The sequence below is a fragment of the Pseudomonas sp. BIGb0176 genome, from assembly GCF_024810175.1.
Classification (GTDB): domain Bacteria; phylum Pseudomonadota; class Gammaproteobacteria; order Pseudomonadales; family Pseudomonadaceae; genus Aquipseudomonas; species Aquipseudomonas protegens.
On sequence record NZ_JANUEC010000002.1, the window covers coordinates 1,412,991 to 1,426,079 of the forward strand.

The window sequence follows — 13,089 nt, forward strand, 5'->3', positions numbered from 1 at the left end:
ACACTTTCAAGGCGAGCGTTTAGCGTCGCTTGGCCATCTCGTTGATGAAGCGGTCGAACAGCGGCGCGACATCGTTCGGGCCCGGGCTGGCTTCCGGGTGGCCCTGGAAGCTGAACGCGCTCTTGTCGGTACGCTCGATACCCTGCAGGGTGCCGTCGAACAGCGACTTGTGGATCGCCCGGACGTTGCCCGGCAGCGTAGCTTCATCCACCGCAAAACCGTGGTTCTGGCTGGTGATCATGACCACGCCGCTGTCCAGATCCTGCACCGGGTGGTTGGCACCGTGGTGGCCGTGGCCCATTTTCAGGGTCTTGGCACCAGAGGCCAGGGCCAGCAGTTGGTGACCCAGGCAGATGCCGAACACCGGAATCTCGGTTTCGAGGATTTCCTTGATCGCCTTGATGGCGTAGTCGCAAGGCTCGGGGTCACCTGGGCCGTTGGACAGGAACACACCGTCAGGCTTGAGAGCCAGCACATCGCTCGCTGGGGTCTGGGCAGGCACCACGGTGACGCGGCAACCGCGCTCCACCAGCATGCGCAGGATATTCAGCTTGACCCCGTAGTCGTAGGCAACCACGTGATACGGCAGCTCGGAAGCCTCGATGGTGGCGTGGCTGTCGGTCTTCAGATCCCAGACAGTCGAACGCCACTCGTAGCTTTCCTTGGTGCTGACGACTTTCGCCAGGTCCATGCCTTTGAGGCCAGGGAAGCCGCGCGCTGCAGCGATCGCCGCTTCTTCGGAAATGTTGTCACCGGCCATGATGCAGCCGTTCTGTGCACCTTTCTCACGCAGGATGCGGGTCAGGCGACGGGTGTCGATACCAGCGATCGCCACCACGTTGTTGGCTTTCAGGTAATCGGACAGGGACAGAGTGTTACGCCAGTTGCTGGCTACCAGCGGCAGGTCACGGATGACCAGGCCGGCCGACCAGACGCGGTCGGACTCGGCATCTTCCGGCGTGGTGCCGGTGTTGCCGATGTGAGGGTAAGTCAGGGTAACGATCTGTTGGGCGTAGGAAGGATCGGTAAGGATTTCCTGATAGCCGGTCATTGCGGTGTTGAACACCACCTCACCAACGGTTTGACCGTCGGCTCCAATGGCTTCGCCACGAAAAATGCTGCCATCAGCAAGGGCGAGTATGGCTGGCTTAGTCAAGAAGACCTCCCGTAAATAGAGCCTGAAAGGGCGATCGCAGGTTGCAAAAAAGCGGAATGACGTATAGACACGTCACCCCGCTTCTTCGTCGAATTATCTGCGCGCTTTTAGTGGACACACTAAAGCTGTAGCTTACAGAAAAAGGCTTTTTCGGTCCACCGCTAATGAGCCCTAAAGGCAGAGGAATGCGACAGAACATCGCCTAGCGGTACGAAGTGGGGTTGAAGGACAGCCTCAACCCCACTTCAGATGCATCTCAACGCAGATCCAGCACATCCTGCATGTCGTATAGGCCGGCCTCGCGCCCGTCCAGCCACAGCGCGGCACGCACCGCGCCCTTGGCGAAGGTCATGCGACTGGAGGCCTTGTGGGTAATCTCCAGGCGCTCGCCCTCAGTGGCAAACAGCACGGTGTGATCCCCCACCACATCGCCACCACGAACCGTGGCGAAGCCGATGGTTTCACGCTCACGGGCGCCGGTATGGCCTTCACGACCATACACCGCGACCTGCTGCAGATCGCGCCCCAGAGCGCTGGCGATCACCTCACCCATGCGCAGGGCGGTGCCCGATGGCGCATCGATCTTGTGTCGGTGATGCGCCTCGATGATCTCGATATCCGCATCATCACCCAGCACCCGAGCCGCCATATCCAGCAGCTTCAGCGACAGGTTGACCCCAACACTGAAGTTGGCAGCGAAGACGATCGGAATCTCCTTGCCCGCCTCGGCCAGCAATTGCTTTTCCTTGGCACCCAAACCCGTAGTACCAATCACCATGGCCTTGCCCGCCTTACGGCAGAAGGCCAGGTTCTTGAGCATCACTTCCGGCAAGGTGAAATCGATCAGCACATCAAACTCATCGACAACCTTCTCCAGGCTATCGGACATCGACACGCCAAGACGCCCCAGGGATGCCAGCTCACCTGCATCCGCGCCCACCAGCGAACTGCCAGGCCGAACGATGGCTGCCGTCAGCCCGGAGAGCGGCGAGCGCAGCTGCACAGCCTCGACCAGGGTCTTGCCCATGCGCCCGGCGGCGCCCATCACTGCTATACGTCGCATGCGTTACTCCTTACAGGTCGCCGAAGAAGCGCTTGACGCCCTCGAACCAGCCGGTAGTTTTCGGCGAGTGAGAATTGTCGTCGTCCAGCGAACCACGCAACTCTTCCAGCAGCTCGCGCTGACGACGACTCAGGTTCACTGGCGTCTCCACCGCAACCCGGCACATCAGGTCGCCGGCACCGCCGCCACGCACGGGAGCAACGCCCTTGCCACGAATCCGGAACTGCTTGCCGGTCTGTGTTCCCTCTGGGATCTTCAGCTTGACCCGACCGTCCAGGGTCGGAATCTCCAGCTCGCCACCCAACGCCGCATCTACGAAGCTGATGGGCACTTCACAGAACAGGTGCTTGCCGTCGCGCTGGAAGATCGCGTGCTCACGCACATTGATCACCACATACAGGTCGCCAGTCGGGCCACCCTGGGTCCCCGCCTCGCCTTCGCCGGACAGGCGAATACGGTCGCCGGTATCGACACCTGCCGGCACTTTCACCGACAGCGTCTTGTACTCTTCGACCCGACCTTCGCCGTGGCACGAATCGCACGGATCGGAAATGATCTTGCCCTGGCCATGGCAGCGCGGGCAGGTCTGCTGCACCGAGAAGAAACCCTGCTGCATGCGCACCTGACCAATACCGCCACAGGTCGGACAAGTGACAGGGGAAGACCCCTTCTTGGCGCCCGAACCATCGCATGGCTTGCAGTTGACCAGTGTCGGCACACGGATATTCACCGTGGTGCCACGCACCGCCTCTTCCAGGTTCAACTCCAGGGTGTAACGCAGGTCGCTGCCGCGTTGCGCACCGCCACGGGAACCGCCGCGACCGCCACCGAAGAAATCACTGAACACGTCACCGAAGATATCGGAGAAGTTCTGCCCGCCGAAGCCGGCACCCCCGCCACCCATGCTCGGGTCGACACCAGCGTGGCCGTACTGGTCATACGCGGCACGCTTGCTGGAATCGGACAGTACTTCGTAGGCCTCGTTGGCCTCCTTGAACATGTCTTCCGACGCTTTGTCGCCGGGATTACGGTCCGGGTGATGCTTCATCGCCAAACGACGGTAAGCCTTTTTCAGCTCCGCATCGCTGGAGCCACGCTCCACACCCAACACTTCGTAATAGTCACGCTTTGCCATAAGTCTTTGCACTCTTAAGGACGTCCGGCAAACCCTCCTGAGCTCTGCCAAACTCGCTGAGCCCCAATACAGGCCCGGACCCAACTCACGTCAATTCAACGATCCTGGTCTTGGAAAGCCAACCCGGTTGCGGGCCGACCATTGCGGTCATCACAGCCGGAAAGCAGGAGCTTCTCCGACCCGACCGCCAGCGCACAAACGGAGCTTGTACGCCGTCAAAATTTCGCTGACTCCAGACACGCCAACGCGGGAGCAAGCTCCCGCGCGGCGACATCCTACCAGTCACCGCCCGAAGGCAGTCAACCGGCCGACCAACAAGCCATTACTTGTGGTCTTTTACTTCTTCGAACTCGGCGTCGACGACATCGTCGGCTTTTTCAGCAGACTCGGCGTGCGGTGCCGCGCCTTCTGCAGGCTGGGCCTGTTCGGCGTACATCTTCTGGGCAACCGGGGCCGAGACTTTCGACAGCTCTTCGACCTTGGCGTCGATGGCAGCCTTGTCGTCGCCCTTGACGGCAGCTTCCAGGGCAACCACGGCGGCTTCGATTGCGGTTTTCTCTTCCGCGGTCACTTTGTCACCGGCGTCAGCCACCATCTTGCGAGTCGAGTGCACCAGCGCATCACCCTGGTTACGGGCGGTGGCCAGTTCTTCGAACTTGCGATCCTCTTCCGAGTTGGCTTCAGCGTCACGGATCATCTGCTGGATCTCTTCATCCGACAGACCCGAGTTGGCCTTGATCACGATCGACTGAGTCTTGCCGGTAGCCTTGTCCTTCGCACCTACGTGCAGGATGCCGTTGGCGTCGATGTCGAAGGTCACTTCGATCTGCGGCACGCCACGTGGAGCTGGTGGAATGTCGGCCAGGTCGAACTTGCCCAGGGACTTGTTCTGCGCGGCTTGCTTGCGCTCGCCCTGCAGTACGTGAATGGTCACTGCGCCCTGGTTGTCGTCGGCAGTCGAGAACACTTGGGATTTCTTGGTAGGAATCGTGGTGTTTTTCTCGATCAGCGCGGTCATCACGCCACCCATGGTTTCGATACCCAGGGTCAGCGGGCTGACGTCCAGCAGCAGTACGTCTTTCACGTCGCCGGCCAGTACCGCACCCTGGATGGCAGCACCCATGGCAACAGCTTCGTCCGGGTTGACGTCCTTGCGCGCTTCCTTACCGAAGAAGTCGGTTACGGTCTTCTGTACCAGCGGCATACGGGTCTGGCCGCCGACCAGGATCACGTCGTTGATCGAACCCACGTCGATACCGGCGTCTTTGAGCGCGATACGGCAAGGCTCGATGGTGCGCTGAACCAGGTCTTCAACCAGCGATTCCAGCTTGGCGCGGGAGATCTTCACATTCAGGTGCTTAGGACCGGTGGCATCTGCAGTGATGTACGGCAGGTTGACGTCGGTCTGCTGGCTCGAGGACAGCTCGATCTTGGCTTTCTCGGCAGCTTCTTTCAGGCGCTGCATGGCCAGCGGGTCACCCTTGAGGTTCATGCCGCTTTCTTTCTTGAACTCATCAACCAGGTAGTCGATCAAGCGGATGTCGAAGTCTTCACCACCGAGGAAGGTGTCACCGTTGGTGGCCAGCACTTCGAACTGGTGCTCGCCATCGACTTCAGCGATTTCGATCACCGAAACGTCGAAAGTACCACCGCCCAGGTCGTAAACGATCACGGTGTGATCGCCCTTGGCCTTGTCCATACCATAGGCCAGAGCGGCTGCGGTTGGTTCGTTGATGATACGTTTGACGTCCAGGCCTGCGATGCGGCCGGCGTCTTTGGTCGCCTGGCGCTGGCTGTCGTTGAAGTAGGCCGGAACAGTGATGACCGCTTCGGTCACGGCTTCGCCGAGGTAGTCTTCGGCGGTCTTCTTCATTTTCTTGAGGATTTCAGCCGAGATTTGTGGCGGAGCCATTTTCTGGCCGTTCACTTCAACCCAGGCGTCGTTGTTGTCAGCCTTGACGATCTTGTAAGGGACCATCTGGATGTCTTTCTGCACAACTTCTTCGTCGAAGCGACGACCGATCAGACGCTTTACTGCGTACAGGGTGTTGTGCGGGTTGGTGACAGCCTGACGCTTGGCCGACTGACCTACCAGGATTTCGCCATCGTTGGCGTACGCGATGATCGACGGCGTGGTACGCGCGCCTTCAGCGTTTTCGATAACTTTTACGTTGCCGTTTTCAAGAATGGAGACGCACGAGTTGGTGGTCCCCAAGTCAATACCGATAATCTTGCCCATGTTAACTCTCCCGAAACTTTGGATTTGGATGCCGCAGCTGTGGTGGCAAACTGCGGTAGCACTTAAACGCTTGACTGATAAATGGGGGCTCTACAGCCGTTTTCAAGCCTTTTCGTCAATCGAAGGCGAAACCGGTGCAGGGGCCTTGCTGACCACGACCATGGCCGGGCGCAGCAGGCGACCGTTGAGCTGGTAGCCCTTCTGGAACACTTTCAGAACACTGTTCGGCTCGACATCCGCGCTTTCCTGCATGGCCATGGCCTGATGCTGTTCAGCGTTGAAGGGTTCGCCGTGTGGATCGATGGCTTCCAGCTGATAACGCTTGAGGGTGTCGTGGAACATCTTCAAGGTCAGCTCGATGCCTTCACGCATCGGGCGGATGCTTTCGTCGTCCGGGTTGGACAGCTCCAGGCCACGCTCCAGGCTGTCGATCACCGGCAGCAGGTCGCCGGCAAACTTCTCCAGCGCGAATTTGTGAGCTTTCTCCACGTCCTGCTCAGCGCGGCGGCGGACGTTCTGCAGATCGGCAGCAACACGCAAAGCCTGATCCTGCGCGCCAGCCAGTTGCTCTTCGAGCACTTGTACACGAGCCGCCAGGTCATCACCCGATGCCTCGGGAGCCTGATTGGCGTCTAGATTTTGCGTATCCAGCGTCTGTTCGTCAGCCATGAAATTCTCCTTTCAATATCGTCTGTGAGCCGGGCTCACTCTTCTGCCCAGCTATATGGGGTCGCATTTTCAAGGTTCAAGTCCGCAGCCACAGCAAAAGTCGTTCCGACCCGATAAATCCTGTATGTGGACATTACCGAGCGCACTAAAAAGCCAGAACGACCAAGCAAATCGAGCTAAGGGAAAGCATTGTCAGCTCGAAACAAAACACTGTATAAATAACCAGACATCTAGTTTGGGAGCGGCCTTAATGCTGGTGCACCTGTCCGTACACAATTACGCCATCGTCGAACACCTGGATCTGGAACTCGATCGCGGGATGAGCGTCATTACCGGCGAGACCGGTGCCGGCAAGTCGATCATGCTCGACGCGCTCGGCCTGACCCTGGGTGATCGTGCCGACAGCGGCGTGGTACGCCCCGGAGCCGACAAGGCCGATATCCTCGCCACCTTCGATCTGGCGGATATCCCCGAGGCCCACGCCTGGCTGGCCGAGCGTGACCTGGACACTGACGGCCCGTGCATCCTGCGTCGGGTCATCACGGCAGAAGGACGTTCCCGCGGCTATATCAACGGTACGCCCTGCCCGCTCGGAGACTTGAAAGCCCTGGGCGAACTGCTGATCGATATCCACAGCCAGCATGAACACCAGTCGCTGCTCAAGACCGATACCCATAGGCGCCTGCTGGACGAGTACGCCGGCGCAACCGACCTGGCGCGCCAGGTGCAACTGGCTGCGCAGCGCTGGCGCCAGACCCGCCTGGAGCTGGAGCGCCTGTCCAACTCCGGCGACGAGCAGCGCGCTCGCCATCAACTGCTCAGTTACCAGCTCGAAGAACTGGAAAACCTCGGGCTCGGGGAAAATGAACTCGAACAGCTGGAGCAGGAGCACAAGAACCTGACCAATGCCGAAACCCTGCTGGGCATCTGCCGCCAGGTGGTGGAGCAATGCAGCGAAAGTGATTCAGGCAATGTCCTGAACGCCCTGACTGTCAGCCTCAACCGCCTGTCGAGCATCGGCAACTCCTCGGGCTCCCTGGGCGAGGCCACCAACCTGCTGGCCAGCGCGCAGATCCAGGTCGAAGAAGCCGTGGGCGAGTTGAATCGCTTCCTTGACCACTTCGACGCTGATCCAGCACGCCTGCAACAACTCGAAGAACGCCTCGACGCCATCTATACCCTGGCGCGCAAACATCGCATCCAGCCCTTCGAACTCGCCGCCATGCAGCAAACCCTGCTGGATGAAATAGAGACTCTGGACGCCAATGACGAATCCATCGAACGGCTGGGCGAAGAGCTGCAATCCTTCGCTCGTCATTATCAGGAGAAAGCCCAGGAACTGAGCCAGTTGCGCCAGCAGGCCGCGACCAGCCTGGCCAGCGCAGTGGAGCAGGAAATCCAGCGCCTGGGCATGCCCGGAGGGCGCTTCACCATCGAGCTGCGCGCCAACAGCAGCGATGAACTGCTGCCCAACGGCCTGGAGCAGGTGGAACTGCTGGTCAGTGCCAACCCCGGGCAACCCCTCAAGGCCCTGGCGAAAGTCGCGTCCGGCGGTGAGCTGTCACGTATCAGCCTGGCGATCCAGGTCATCACCGCGCAGACCTCGCGGGTTCCCACATTGGTATTCGACGAAGTCGACGTGGGGATTGGCGGCCCGACAGCCGAGATCGTCGGCCAGCTGCTGCGCCGCCTCGGCGAACGCGGCCAGGTATTGACCGTGACACACCTGCCGCAAGTCGCCGCCCAGGGGCATCAGCATCTGTTCGTGCACAAGGTGCGCGGCAGCGATGCCACTCATACCGCAGTATCCAAGCTGGGCAAGAATGAGAGGGTCGAGGAGGTGGCGCGGATGCTCGGCGGCATCGACCTGACCAAGGAGTCTCTGGCCCACGCCAAGAAAATGGTGGTGACCGCCAAGGCCTGAACCTTCAGCGCTTCTTTTATATAGGCACAAAACACGAAGGCGACCCTAGGGTCGCCTTCGATCGTTTCACGACGATAAACGCCGCGTGAGGGGCTTACTTCTTCTTGCGCACGTACAGCACAAGATTGTGATCCACCAACTCGAAACCGTGCTTTTCGACAATCGCCTTCTGAAGCTTTTCGATTTCTTCGTCGAAGAATTCGATCACTTCACCAGACTCCACGTTGACCATATGGTCGTGGTGACCGCCATCCGCCAGCTCGAATACAGCGTGACCGCCATCAAAATTATGGCGTACCACCAGTCCGGCTGCTTCGAATTGAGTCAGTACACGGTAAACCGTGGCCAGACCCACATCCTCACCAGCTTCCATCAGCGCCTTGTAGACATCCTCAGCGCTCATGTGCCGCTGCTCGGTGGAATCGAGCATTTGTAGAATTTTGACTCGTGGCAGAGTCACTTTGAGGCCGGCTTTACGTAGTTCGCTATTTTCAACCATGGTCAGCTTTCTCGCCGATGCTGCTTCGCAGCTTCTCTTAATGCGGGTATGATCGGGGTTTACGTTGTCCCAGCCAAGATAGTGGAAGTCGCCCACCGATGCAAAACACCAAGCTCTTGCTAACCAGTTTCACCTTCGTGGGACTGCTCGCACTCGCCGGTTGTTCATTCCCCGGGGTTTACAAAATCGACATCCAGCAGGGCAATGTCGTCACGCAGGACATGATAGACCAGTTGCGCCCCGGAATGACCCGACGGCAAGTACGGTTTATCATGGGCAACCCTCTGTTGACCGACACGTTCCATGCCGATCGCTGGGATTATCTCTACAGCCTGCAGCCTGGTGGTGGTGAACGCCAACAGGAACGCGTGAGCCTGATCTTCAACGGCAACGACCAGTTGGTCAGCTTGGCCGGTGACTTCATGCCAGGTGTAAGCCGCGACGAAGCCCTGCTGGGCAAGGACAGCGCCAACACCGTGACAGCGCCTGCCGAGAACGTCGAGAAACCAAAAGCCGAGAAACCAGCCAAGCCTGGCTCGCTGCTCGACCAGATCCAGAAGGACGTGGATGGCGTGAAAACCGTGCCAGTTCCTACGCCTGAACCACTGGATACTTCGCCGGAATAATTTGTGCCGAAATAAAAAAGCCCGGGCATGCCCGGGCTTTTTATTGCCTGTCACCATCAATCACGATTCGCGCTTGCGTGCCTCGGCCGCTTTCGCCGCCCGCAGACGCCGAACCTCTTTCGGATCGGCCAGCAATGGGCGATAGACCTCGATCCGATCCCCCGCCTGAATCACATGCTGTTCAGGGTCACTGACCTGCTTGCCGAAGATCCCCACTGGACAAGCCGCCAGATCCAGTTCGGGAAACTGTTGCCCGATGGCTGAGGCCTGCAAGGCTGCACGCAGCGTCGCCCCCTGGGGCACCTGCACACTGATCAACGCCTGGCGATCGACAGCCGCGTAGGCCACCTCAATCGAAATCATCGGCTCAGCCATGCAACTGCTTGGCCCGCTGGCAGAAAGCGTCCACCAGGGTATTCGCCGCCTGGTTGAACAGCGGCCCCAAGGTCGCTCGAACCAAAGGCCCCGCATAATCGAAAGACAGATCAAGGCTGATCTTGCAGGCCTTCTCGCCCAGCGGCTTGAACACCCACACGCCATGCAACTGATTGAATGGCCCCTCCTCCAGATTCATCTCGATCGACTGCCCCGGCACCAGATTGTTGCAGGTCACGAAGCGCTGGCTCATGCCGCCCTTGGCCACCGCCAGGCTCGCGCGCATCCGCTCTTCGCTGCTTTCCAGCACCTCGGCCGACGAACACCAGGGCAGAAACTCCGGGTACCGGGCCACGTCATTGACCAGGTCGTAAAGGAACTGCGCCGGATAGGGCAGAAGGGCCGAACGTTGAATATGGGTCGTCATGTGAGCTTCATTTCCACAACTGGGCGGCAAACACCACAAGAATGCCGACGGGCGCCACATAGCGCATCAAAAACAAGGCCAGAGCGAACAACAGCGGGCTACGTAACGACAGCTCATCACGAACTGCCTCACGGCCCATCACCCAACCTGCAAATACCACGAAGCACAAACCGCCAAGAGGCAACATGATCCGCGAGGTGAAAAAGTCGATCACACCAAAGAAGTCCAGACCGCCGGCCGCGCCCCATTGGTAGAGATGAAAAACGCCGCCTTCGTTCACGAAAAATTTGGCCTGTTGCCAGATGTTGAAAGAGAACACCGTTCCCAATCCCACGAACCAGCAACTGAACGCCAGCCAGAATGTCACCCAGCCGCGGCGGATTTTAGTCCTCTCGACGAGATAAGCCACCATCGGCTCCAACAAGGAAATGGCCGAACTCCAGGCAGCGATCGCCACCAGGATAAAGAACACTACGCCCATAAGCTGGCCGAACGCCACATTCCCGAAGGCAAACGGCAGGCTGATGAACATCAGCCCCGGCCCTTCGCTGGGGTTCAGCCCGGCGGCAAATACAATGGGGAACAGGGCCATCCCAGCCACCAGGGAAACGAAGGTATCCAGCAGCGCCACCCCGACCACAGTGCCAGACAGGGACGAATGCTTGGGCATGTAGGCGCCATAGATCATGATCGAGCCGACCCCCACGCTGAGGGAAAAGAACGCATGCCCCATGGCCGGCAGCAACCCATCCAATAGCCGGTCCAGGCTGAAGTCGAACATGAAATGCAGGCCCTGCATGAAATGCCCGGTGGTCATGCTGTAGCCCAGCAGCACCAACAGCATCACGAACAGCAGCGGCATCATGACCCGCAGGCTGCGCTCAAGCCCGGCCACCACACCCTTGGCAATCACCAGCGCCGACAGCAGCATGAACAGCGTGTGCCACAAGGTCAGGCGCCAGGGATCGGCAGTCACTGCAGCGAAATATGCCCCGACCTGGTCCGCTGCAACCCCTTGGAAGTCGCCACGCCCCATATCGATGATGTAGTCCAGGGACCAACCACCCACCACGCTATAGAAGGAGAGAATCAGCAGCGCCGTGATCATTCCGGCAAAGGCGCCCCAGGACCACTTGGCCGAGTGCCCGGCCTCCAGGGCCAGCACCTTCAGGGCATTCGCCGGACTTTGTCGCGCACGACGGCCAATCAGGGTTTCCGCCAGCATCACCGGCAACCCGATCAGCGCAATACACGCCAGAAACACCAGGACAAAGGCACCACCACCATAGACGCCGACCATGTAGGGGAATTTCCAGATACTCCCCAGGCCCACGGCCGAACCAGTTGCAGCGAGTATAAAGACCCAGCGGCTTGCCCAGCCGCCGTGGACAGAGACCCTGTCTGTCGACATCGTTAACGCGCCCAACCGAAAAAAAAGAGGCCGCATTGTCCGGGATTCAATCAACCTGCTCAAGCACGCTGCGTCACCGTAGCCGACGCGCGCGCAACTCCCTATAATGCCGCCCCTATGGCTAAACAGAAGAAACACCCAACAGGGACCATCGCGCAAAATAAAAAGGCGCGTCACGATTACTTCATCGAACATCGGTTCGAGGCTGGCATGGTCCTGGCCGGCTGGGAAGTAAAGAGTCTGCGTGCAGGCAAGGCACAGCTGGTGGACAGTTATGTGCTGCTCAAGGATGGTGAAGCCTGGTTGCTCGGCAGCCACTTCACGCCATTGACCACCGCCAGCACCCACGTCATTGCCGACCCTACGCGCTCGCGCAAGCTGCTGCTCAACCAGCGCGAGCTGGAAAAGCTGTTTGCCGCCGTGCAACAGAAGGGTTATGCCTGCGTATGCCTTTCGCTCTACTGGAGCAAGCACCTGGTCAAGTGTGAGATCGCACTGGGCAAGGGCAAGAAGGAATACGACAAGCGTCATACCGAACGCGAGCGCGATTCCGATCGCGAACTGCAGCGTGCGGTGCGGACCAAGGGCAAGGAAGACTGATCTTCCTGCCTTGAGGTCGCTTTCGCCGGCAAGCCGGCTCCTACAACACCCAGGTAGGAGCCGGCTTGCCGGCGATTTGCATTACATGCCCTTGCGCCGTTCGGCCCGGGCCACTCGCTGCACTTCCTGACGCACTTCTTCGAGCACTTCCTGCACATAGAGAATGTGCCGGCTGGAGATTTCCCGCGCCTCTTCGGCCCGCCCTTCGATAATTGCCTGGTACAGGTCGCGGTGCTGGCTGATCAGCATGTCGCGGGTTTCCGTGCGCTGCTTGTACATGCCACCGATGTTGGTCACCACGTTGCGTTTGAGCAGGTCGAACAGCCCGCGGATGGTGTGCAGCAGCACGGCGTTGTGGCTGGCCTCGGCAATTGCCAGGTGGAATTTGGCATCCGCCGCGCCTTCTTCGATACGACTGACATCGTCGGAGCGGGAATAACAATCCTGCAGCTCCTCGAAGGCTTGAGTCAGTCGCTCACGATCCACCGCCGTCGCGCGCAACGCCGCGTAATAAGCGCAAGACGCCTCCAGGGTATGACGGAACTCCAGCAGATCGCGCTGGGCATCCGTGTTGTTTTCCAACAGGTGCAGCAAAGGATCGCTGAAGGTCGAGCCCAGGGATTCCACCACGTAGTTGCCGCCACCCTGGCGGCTGATCAGCAGCCCCTTGGCCGTGAGCTTCTGGATCGCCTCGCGCAGTGAGGGCCGGGAGACACCAAACTGCTCGGCCAGGGCGCGCTCGGCCGGCAGCCGCTCGCCGGCCGTCAAGGTGCCTTCAAGAATCATCCCTTCCAGACGCTCGACGATATCGTCGGACAAACGGCGCTGGCGTATCTGATCAAACCCCATAACTCACTCTCCACCCTCCCGACCCTTCGCCGGGGGGCTCTATTCTGGCCTATTCATGGCGCGCCAACACCTGTCAGAACACGGCCATTTGCACCGATCAGATGCCCGCGCCATAG

The 13,089-nt window shown here is 59.6% G+C and carries 13 protein-coding genes; 3 read left to right on the forward strand and 10 right to left on the reverse strand.

What is annotated here, in order from left to right:
* Positions 1–19: 19 nt before the first annotated feature.
* The 5 genes from carA to grpE form a co-directional block, all read right to left on the reverse strand.
* The gene (gene carA, locus M2395_RS17500; RefSeq protein ID WP_011059191.1) at positions 20–1,156 is read right to left on the reverse strand and encodes a glutamine-hydrolyzing carbamoyl-phosphate synthase small subunit; all 1,137 of its coding nucleotides are present in this window, start codon (positions 1,154–1,156) and stop codon (positions 20–22) included.
* Between the two features lie 256 nt (positions 1,157–1,412).
* The gene (dapB, locus tag M2395_RS17505; protein ID WP_015634113.1) at positions 1,413–2,219 is read right to left on the reverse strand and encodes a 4-hydroxy-tetrahydrodipicolinate reductase; all 807 of its coding nucleotides are present in this window, start codon (positions 2,217–2,219) and stop codon (positions 1,413–1,415) included.
* Between the two features lie 10 nt (positions 2,220–2,229).
* Positions 2,230–3,354, reverse strand: a complete 1,125-nt coding sequence (gene dnaJ, locus M2395_RS17510) for a molecular chaperone DnaJ (protein ID WP_015634112.1) — start codon at positions 3,352–3,354, stop codon at positions 2,230–2,232.
* A 322-nt stretch (positions 3,355–3,676) separates the two neighbouring features.
* Complete coding sequence (dnaK, locus tag M2395_RS17515; RefSeq protein ID WP_011059188.1) at positions 3,677–5,593, reverse strand: molecular chaperone DnaK; 1,917 nt, start codon at positions 5,591–5,593, stop codon at positions 3,677–3,679.
* Between the two features lie 102 nt (positions 5,594–5,695).
* Positions 5,696–6,262: a nucleotide exchange factor GrpE gene (grpE, locus tag M2395_RS17520; protein ID WP_011059187.1), complete on the reverse strand. Its 567-nt coding sequence runs from the start codon at positions 6,260–6,262 to the stop codon at positions 5,696–5,698.
* Positions 6,263–6,512: 250 nt separating this feature from the next.
* Between grpE and recN the strand changes: the two genes are divergently transcribed.
* A complete protein-coding gene (gene recN / locus M2395_RS17525; RefSeq protein WP_011059186.1) occupies positions 6,513–8,186 on the forward strand; it encodes a DNA repair protein RecN in 1,674 nt (557 codons plus the stop codon).
* Positions 8,187–8,280: 94 nt separating this feature from the next.
* Here recN and fur read toward each other — a convergent pair whose 3' ends face one another.
* Positions 8,281–8,685: a ferric iron uptake transcriptional regulator gene (fur, locus tag M2395_RS17530; RefSeq protein WP_011059185.1), complete on the reverse strand. Its 405-nt coding sequence runs from the start codon at positions 8,683–8,685 to the stop codon at positions 8,281–8,283.
* Between the two features lie 98 nt (positions 8,686–8,783).
* Here fur and M2395_RS17535 point away from each other — a divergent pair, with 98 nt between their 5' ends.
* Positions 8,784–9,311 carry an outer membrane protein assembly factor BamE gene (locus M2395_RS17535; RefSeq protein WP_011059184.1) on the forward strand — a complete coding sequence of 176 codons (528 nt, stop codon included), beginning with the start codon at positions 8,784–8,786 and terminating at the stop codon, positions 9,309–9,311.
* 60 nt (positions 9,312–9,371) lie between these two features.
* Here M2395_RS17535 and M2395_RS17540 read toward each other — a convergent pair whose 3' ends face one another.
* From M2395_RS17540 to M2395_RS17550, 3 genes are read right to left on the reverse strand one after another with little or no spacing between them, the layout of a single operon-like run.
* On the reverse strand, positions 9,372–9,686 hold the full coding sequence (locus M2395_RS17540) for an RnfH family protein (RefSeq protein ID WP_123430065.1): 315 nt from the start codon (positions 9,684–9,686) through the stop codon (positions 9,372–9,374).
* Positions 9,679–10,113, reverse strand: coding sequence for a type II toxin-antitoxin system RatA family toxin (locus tag M2395_RS17545; RefSeq protein WP_011059182.1), 435 nt, complete (start codon positions 10,111–10,113; stop codon positions 9,679–9,681). Before M2395_RS17545 ends, M2395_RS17540 begins: the two co-directional genes overlap by 8 nt.
* Positions 10,114–10,120: 7 nt before the next feature.
* Positions 10,121–11,524: a sodium-dependent transporter gene (locus M2395_RS17550; protein ID WP_123430064.1), complete on the reverse strand. Its 1,404-nt coding sequence runs from the start codon at positions 11,522–11,524 to the stop codon at positions 10,121–10,123.
* A gap of 117 nt (positions 11,525–11,641) precedes the next feature.
* Between M2395_RS17550 and smpB the strand changes: the two genes are divergently transcribed.
* Positions 11,642–12,124, forward strand: coding sequence for an SsrA-binding protein SmpB (smpB, locus tag M2395_RS17555; RefSeq protein WP_011059180.1), 483 nt, complete (start codon positions 11,642–11,644; stop codon positions 12,122–12,124).
* Positions 12,125–12,205: 81 nt separating this feature from the next.
* Here the strand turns inward: smpB and M2395_RS17560 are convergent, their stop codons facing one another.
* The gene (locus M2395_RS17560) at positions 12,206–12,973 is read right to left on the reverse strand and encodes an FCD domain-containing protein (protein WP_015634108.1); all 768 of its coding nucleotides are present in this window, start codon (positions 12,971–12,973) and stop codon (positions 12,206–12,208) included.
* Positions 12,974–13,089: the final 116 nt, after the last annotated feature.